The sequence below is a fragment of the Denitromonas iodatirespirans genome (genome assembly GCF_018524365.1).
Classification (GTDB): domain Bacteria; phylum Pseudomonadota; class Gammaproteobacteria; order Burkholderiales; family Rhodocyclaceae; genus Nitrogeniibacter; species Nitrogeniibacter iodatirespirans.
The window spans coordinates 21,727-28,303 of sequence record NZ_JAEKFT010000041.1 but is presented as its reverse complement, the minus strand read 5'-3'; the positions used below and the strand labels follow the sequence as shown (position 1 = coordinate 28,303).

Annotated in this window: 7 protein-coding genes; 6 read left to right on the top strand and 1 reads right to left on the bottom strand. The window is 64.1% G+C overall.

Annotation, left to right across the window (positions count from 1 at the left end; all coding sequences use genetic code 11):
• The 6 genes from I8J34_RS22195 to I8J34_RS22170 form a co-directional block, all read left to right on the top strand.
• The coding region (locus I8J34_RS22195) for a type VI secretion system Vgr family protein (protein WP_214363824.1) at positions 1-1,384 on the top strand (1,384 nt) is incomplete at its 5' end.
• Entirely contained in the window at positions 1,344-3,122 is a 1,779-nt protein-coding gene (locus I8J34_RS22190; RefSeq protein ID WP_214363823.1) for a phospholipase D-like domain-containing protein, read from the top strand. The genes I8J34_RS22195 and I8J34_RS22190, both read left to right, overlap by 41 nt.
• Before the next feature lie 74 nt (positions 3,123-3,196).
• Positions 3,197-3,994, top strand: coding sequence for a tetratricopeptide repeat protein (locus I8J34_RS22185; protein WP_214363822.1), 798 nt, complete (start codon positions 3,197-3,199; stop codon positions 3,992-3,994).
• A 36-nt stretch (positions 3,995-4,030) separates the two neighbouring features.
• Positions 4,031-4,393 carry a hypothetical protein gene (locus tag I8J34_RS22180; RefSeq protein ID WP_214363821.1) on the top strand — a complete coding sequence of 121 codons (363 nt, stop codon included), beginning with the start codon at positions 4,031-4,033 and terminating at the stop codon, positions 4,391-4,393.
• Positions 4,380-4,829, top strand: a complete 450-nt coding sequence (locus tag I8J34_RS22175; RefSeq protein WP_214363820.1) for a hypothetical protein — start codon at positions 4,380-4,382, stop codon at positions 4,827-4,829. Before I8J34_RS22180 ends, I8J34_RS22175 begins: the two co-directional genes overlap by 14 nt.
• A 20-nt stretch (positions 4,830-4,849) precedes the next feature.
• Positions 4,850-5,638, top strand: coding sequence for a hypothetical protein (locus I8J34_RS22170; protein WP_214363819.1), 789 nt, complete (start codon positions 4,850-4,852; stop codon positions 5,636-5,638).
• A gap of 214 nt (positions 5,639-5,852) precedes the next feature.
• Here I8J34_RS22170 and I8J34_RS22165 read toward each other — a convergent pair whose 3' ends face one another.
• Positions 5,853-6,443: a malonic semialdehyde reductase gene (locus tag I8J34_RS22165; protein WP_214363818.1), complete on the bottom strand. Its 591-nt coding sequence runs from the start codon at positions 6,441-6,443 to the stop codon at positions 5,853-5,855.
• Positions 6,444-6,577: the final 134 nt, after the last annotated feature.

The following is a 6,577-nucleotide window of genomic DNA, read 5'->3' as shown; positions in this document are numbered from 1 at the left end:
CCAACTCGTCTTCGACGACACCGACAACCAGCAGCGCGCCGCCTTGCACAGCACCCAATACGCCTCGCAGCTCAACCTCGGCCACCTCATCCACCAGGCCGACAACTACCGCGGCAGTTTCAGGGGCACCGGCGTCGAGCTTCGCACCGACGCCTGGGGGGCGCTGCGCGCCGCGCGCGGCATCACGCTCACCACCTGGGCACAGCAAACCGACGCCGAGCCGGCCGGCGACATGGCCCCCGCCGCCGCCCTGCTCGGCCAGGCCGACACCCTGGCCCAAACCCTCTCCAAAGCCGCCGCCACCCACCAAACCGTGCCACTCGCCGCCGCCATCGGCAGCAGTGGTGCCAACCAAAGCACCATCGACCCGAACGCCGCCCCGCTCAAGGCCCTGCACACCGCCGCCCGCGGCATGGCAGACGGCACCGACTTCGACGCCGCGCTCGCCGACGCCAGCCAGAAGAACACCGCCACCGCCGGCAAACTCCCCCATCTCACCGATGCGGCCATCGTCCAGGCCGCAAAGGCCGGCCTCGGCCTTGTCGCCGGTGGCCACCTGCAATTGAGTAACGGCGAGACGCTCAACCTGATGAGCGGCGAGGACACCAACCTCGCCGTCGCCGGCAAAGCGCGTATCCACACCGGCCAGGCCATCGGCCTCCTCGCCGGCGCCATTCGCCCGGGCGAGAACGGCGCCGGCATCACGATGATCGCGGCGAAGGACGACATCGAGATGCAGGCGCAAAGCGACGAGATGAAGTTCCAGGCCAAGGACGAGGTGACGCTCAGCTCGATCACCGAGCACATCGACTTCGCCGCCGGCAAACGCATCGTGCTGGCCGTCGAGGGCGGCGCGAGCATCACCATCGACGGGGGGATCACCGTCGAGTGCCCGGGGACGATCACGGTGCATGCGAGTCAGAAGAGTTTTAGTGGGCCGGTGCGGGAAAGTTATGAGCTGCCGGATTTTCCCGACGACATGACCAACCCGCTCAAGCGTAAAATGCGGTTTGCATTAGGCGCTCTACCTGAGGCGATGGTGAACTATGCCGGCGAGCCGTATCGGCTCCTTGCCGATGGAAAACTGCTGAACAAGGGCGTGGCCGACGACAGCGGCACCGTTGCCTGGGAGCATATCGAGGGTACGACCGAATACGCGATCGAATTGATGACCGGCGCCACCTTCACTGTCAAGGCGCATGACCAATTTGCCGACGACGCCACCCAGCGCGAACTTCAGATGCTTTCAAATCGGGGGTACCGAAGCCACGAACACTCAAGCGACGTCCCGGCGACTCTCGATGCGGTGGGTGATGCGTTCAGAAAAACCGCCGCCGGGCAGGATGGCGCAAGCGACCGGAAGAAGAACCATGGCACTGACTGACACAACGGCCCATGCCGACATCGCCCTGAACAGCCAGCGCGAGGTTCGGCTGACCATGCCGTGGTTCGCCGAAAACAGCAAATACCCGCCCCGGCCAACCAACCTGATCGAGCCGCTCGTCAATGGCGAGCGCGCGTTTGCCGCCGTGCATGAAGCGATCGCCAATGCCAGGACAAGCATCGACATCATCAGCTGGGGGTTCGATCCGAGCATGCGCCTGATACGGCCCGGTGGCGAGCGCCTGGGCGATCTGCTGCGCCGCAAGGCCGACAAGTTCGCGCGAAACGATGGCACGTTTCTCGAGCCCAGCGTGCCGGTACGGATTCTCATCTGGAAGAACGCGATCGCCAATATGGGCGAAAACAACATTATCGGTGACGGTCTCATCGGCAGTGGCGGCGGCACCGCGCTGGGCTCGGGGGTTGGCGGGCTGGAATCGGCCGGCGGTGGCGCCGCCACCGATGACGGCTTCAACGCCTATGGCGACAACCACCTCAACAGCGCCGCCGTGCGCGCCCTCGACGACGAGGCCCGCGCCTTCAATCGTGCATGGTTCCGCTATCAACCGCTGGACATGGAATTCCGCACGCGCGACTTCAGCTTCTACGACCGTGCCGCCATCGCCGATCAACAAAGGGCGCAAAGCGGCATGGCAGGGGCCTCTCGCACGGGCGCACTGGCGGCGTTCGCTTCCCACCACCAAAAAGTCATTCTCATCGACTACGAGTCCCCCGACGATGCGATCGGTTTTGTCATGGGCCACAACCTGCTGCGCAACTACTGGGATACCGACAGCCACGAATACCAATCCACAGTGCGTGACGGCTTCGCCCCATGGCAGGACCTGTCCTGCCGGGTGCGCGGGCCGGTGCTGTTCGACCTGAACGAAAACTTCATGACCGCCTGGGACCGGGCCGACACCGGACGCAACAAAATGTCATGGTCCGAAGCGCGCCGCGCGCGTCGGGCAGAAGACTTCATCGCCCCGGCACAACGCCGCGGCGGAGCCACGCTCGCCCAGATTTGCCGCACCCAGCCACAAGAAAACGACAAGGGCATTCTCGCTGCTTACCGGCTGGCACTGGCCAACGCGCGCAACTACGTATATTTCGAAAACCAGTATTTCCGCTACCGCCAGTTCGCCGAGCTGCTGCGCACCACGCGCCGCCGCCTCAAGGCCGCCGGCTGGCGGCGGGACTTTCATATCTTCGTCGTCACCAACACCCCCGACGACCACGGCCGCGTCAACACCTACGACATGCTCGCCGCCCTGGGCCAGGGCCAGATGATGCCCGCCATGCACAAAAACGCATCGGGCCAGCGCGACCCGGACAGCGCGCTCAGAACCGCCGACCTCGAAGGCGTCAACATCCATGTATGCACCCTGCTCGCAAGCGGCCGGGGCGGCCAGTACAAGAATATCTACGTCCACTCCAAGCTCCTGCTGGTGGACGACGTATTCTTCACCCTCGGCTCGGCCAACATCAATACACGTAGCATGGAGACCGACTCTGAATTGAACATCGCCGCCCCCGCCCCGGCGCTGACCCGCCAGTGGCGTGAGCACCTGTGGCGCATCCATACCGGGGCGGCACCGGGAGAGGACATGGAGACAGAATTTGATCGATGGGAAAGGATGATAAAAGCCAACGCTTCGGACAGAAAGCTTGGCGCCGCGCTGGCCGCGCCGCTGGTCGAGTTCTTTGACAACGAAGACGCCTGGCTCGCCCCGGACTAACCATGAACATCCGCCCATTCATCGCACTGCTGCTATGCATCTGCCTCACGGCTTGCCAAGCTAGGACCCCCGACATGAATACCGACAAGATCGACTGGCAATCGCTCGAATTCACCTGCACTCGCGAACAAAATCCCCCCTTCGACCCGGAAGCGGACCATTGGTACCGCACTGCGCGGAACTATCAGAAGAAGGATGAGGAGGCATTCGCCACCGAAATCGTTGCCTTGTATCGCCAGGCCATCGACAAGAACCATTACAACGCCATGCTCCGGTTGGGACTGATGTATATCCAGGGCGTGGGCGTACAGCCCGACGAGCGCGCCGCCGTTGATCTGGCCGAGCGTGTCATCGACTTGGGCGTCGCTTCAGGCTACTACCAGATAGGCGTTTTTCTGCAGCAGGGTATCGGCGTGCGACCAGACCGCGCAGCATCGCTGGCCTACATGCGCAAGGCGGCTGATATGGGCAACAAGGAAGCGCAACTGGCAATCGGCAAGAAGCTGATAGGCATCAAGGAGAAGGACATCCGGGAGCGGGTCGCGCCCGTGGCCGTCGCCATGCTCGACTGCGCCTTCGGCCAGGGCCTGGCCGAGGCAAGCTACGAACTGGCTTGGTACTACGCCAAGGACACGCAAGAAACGGCCCACGCGCTCAAGGCATTTCAGGCGGCGGGCAAGCTCGGGCACAGACAGAGTCTGTACAACCTGTACTCGATATTCAACAAGGGTGAGTATGGCGTTGATAAAGACCCCGTCCGCGCCGCCTGCTACGAGCGCCTGTGGCGAGAAGTCAAAACCAACAAGGACGCGACCTTCCCCAAACTCGACCGCATCTGCCCGCTGCCGCCGGCACCGATGCCGAAGTTTTAGCGCCGTCACGCACGCATGCAATGCCTCGCCCGGCCCGTGCTGATCGCACTCGCACTCGGCGCCTGCAACAGCACCGCCGATCCCGCAGGAGCAGTGCCGGTCGACTGGCAATCGCTCGAATTTACCTGCACGCACGAACAGCCCCTGCCCTTCGACCCGGAAGCGGACGGCTGGTACCGCACCGCGTGCAATCTCCAGAAAAAAGACGAGGACGCATGCGCCTCCGAGATCGTCGTCTTATGTCGCCAGGCCATCGACAAGAATCATTACAACGCTATGCACCGGCCGGGGCTGATGTACATCCAAGGCGTGGGCGTGGCGCCCGACGAGCGCGCCACTGTATTGGGGCGTGTAGCTGACCGGCTATCAGGCAAGAATCGCCGACATGAACACCTTTGATATCGGCCGAATCGCCCCACTCTTATGTCCGAAAGGATCAGACATGCCCAAGACAGTGCCTACGTGTGAGCCCCATCCGCATTCTGCTTTTGAAGGCGATTCGGCAAGGGACGACAAGCCGATGGCGAAAGTAGATCCCGGTGCGGAGGATCTGCGCGCGCTATTCCGGTCTATGGCTTGGTTTGTACCCATCGCGGGGCTTCTTACCGCAGCGTACGTGAACGAATACAACCCTTCATGGTGCAGTGCGGGATTTGCCGGTTGTCTGGGTGCGATGTTGGTCTATGCCGGAGGAGGTTTTCTGCTAGGCGCGTGCATTTCCATTTATGCAATCCACTCCAATCCGCGCTTTCCTCGGCTCGCATTGGCCGCGCTGCTATTGAACGTGCTCGGTGCGATTCCATTCGTTGCATTTATGATCATGATCGCCTGGTAAATCGCACGCGCCGCCAGTCCATGGATACCCGCGGCATTGTCAGCGCCACCGACTTGCACTTCGCCATCGCCGACGCCCGAGGCAAACGCTCCGCTTCCGGCGCCGGTCGGGCGCGTTTCGACATTGCCCAGGCAACCGGGGGGCGCTACGAGCGGGGCATGACGATCCTGCCGGCGGCTCGGCGCCTGCTGTGCCTGTATCTGGCAGGCCGTGTTGGTGACGAGGCGCTGGCCGAGGGGCGCCGGTGGCTGGCGGCGCAAGTGCTGCCGGATCCGGATGCCGGGGCGAACGAGATTTGCGAAGCCGACGCCCGGCCGAACGATTTGTATGCCATCCGCTGGATGAGGGCGCATCTCGACGGGGAGCCGGGCTATCTGGTGAAACTTGAGCGGCGCCAGCAAACGCACACCAGTTGGTTCGGACTGAACCGCTATGGCACGGCGCTCAAGGCTTTGGCCGCGGCGCAGCACTGGCGCGACGCGCTGATCGCGGACCACCGGCCTGTCAGCAAGCGGGAGTTCGTCGCCAAGGTGAGGCGCAACAACACCTCGGGGGTGGCGGGTGTGCGGCGGGTTGTGAGTGTATTTACCCTCGCGTCCGGCAAGTCGATTGAACACGTCGTCTGGGCGGCTCGCCCGCCCCGTTGCCTGAAGGTGAGTGGGCGCAGTTTCCGGGTCGATGAATACGGCGAGGACGGCGCGCGGGCGCGAGCGATCGCGTTGCGCCGGCAATTCGAGGCGCAGGTGGAGGGCTTCCATGCGCCGAACGTGCCTGAGGGGTTTTTGCCGGACGACAACGGCCGACCTTAGGGGCAAAAATCGGTGACGCCCCGACGCTTCCGCTCACGCCAGGGCGCTTCGCCGTCGGCTTGCGCAGAAATCGCAGCGAACAGGGCCGAGGGCAAGGCGTGAGCGAGTGGCAACGCAGCAATCGGCAAGCGCAGTCGATGGATCCATAAGGGCCGACGCCCCTGTTTCAAGGACACTCCTGGCCACCCCGGTTGTTGCTCGCTTCGCGGGACTCTCAGAGGATCTGCGCGACGGTCTCGAAGTCCAGCCGCGGGCCGCGCGGGTGGTTGCCGGACGGGTCGCCATAGCCCAGGTTGACCAGGAAGTTGGCTTGGTAGCGGCCGTCGGGGAAGAACTCGGCATTCACCTTGGCCGCGTCGAAACCGCTCATCGGCCCGCAATCGAGGCCCAGCAGGCGCGCCGCGATGATCAGGTAGGCGCCCTGCAGGGTGCCGTTGCGAAAGGCGGTGCTCTCGGCCAGCACCGGCTTGCTGGAGAAAGTCTCGGCACCCTTGGGGTTGGACGGGAACTGGGTCGGCAGGTGCTCGTAGAAGCGGCTGTCCATGGCCACGATCACCGTCACCGGCGCGGCCATGGTCTTGGCCACGTTGCCGGCCGACAGCGCCGGCGCGAGGCGGTCCTTGGCCTCGTCGCTCCTGACGAAGACATAGCGCGCCGGCTGGCAATTCATCGAGGTCGGGCCCCATTTGAGCAGATCGTAGAGCTCGCGCAGCAGCGCGTCGGGCACTTCCTTGCCGCTGAAGGCGTTGAAGGTGCGCGCGCTGCGGAAGACCTGGTCGAGAACGGCGGGCGTGATGGGGGTCATGGGCCTCTCCTGTGCGGATGGTCGGGGGCGGCCGCCACGGCGGACGACGCGCGTCCTCTATCCTACGGGCAAATTCCGCCGCTGCCGACCCGCCGATCGGCCTATGAGTGCCCCCAGGTCCGGGCTTCACCCAG

What these genes read in the sequence shown, in the direction of transcription:
- I8J34_RS22190 (WP_214363823.1), top strand. Translation starts at nt 1,344, where the DNA reads ATGGCGCAAGCGACCGGAAGAAGAACCATGGCACTGACTGACACAACG.
- I8J34_RS22185 (WP_214363822.1), top strand. Translation starts at nt 3,197, where the DNA reads ATGAATACCGACAAGATCGACTGGCAATCGCTCGAATTCACCTGCACT.
- I8J34_RS22175 (WP_214363820.1), top strand. Translation starts at nt 4,380, where the DNA reads ATGAACACCTTTGATATCGGCCGAATCGCCCCACTCTTATGTCCGAAA.
- I8J34_RS22170 (WP_214363819.1), top strand. Translation starts at nt 4,850, where the DNA reads ATGGATACCCGCGGCATTGTCAGCGCCACCGACTTGCACTTCGCCATC.
- I8J34_RS22165 (WP_214363818.1), bottom strand. Translation starts at nt 6,443, where the DNA reads ATGACCCCCATCACGCCCGCCGTTCTCGACCAGGTCTTCCGCAGCGCG.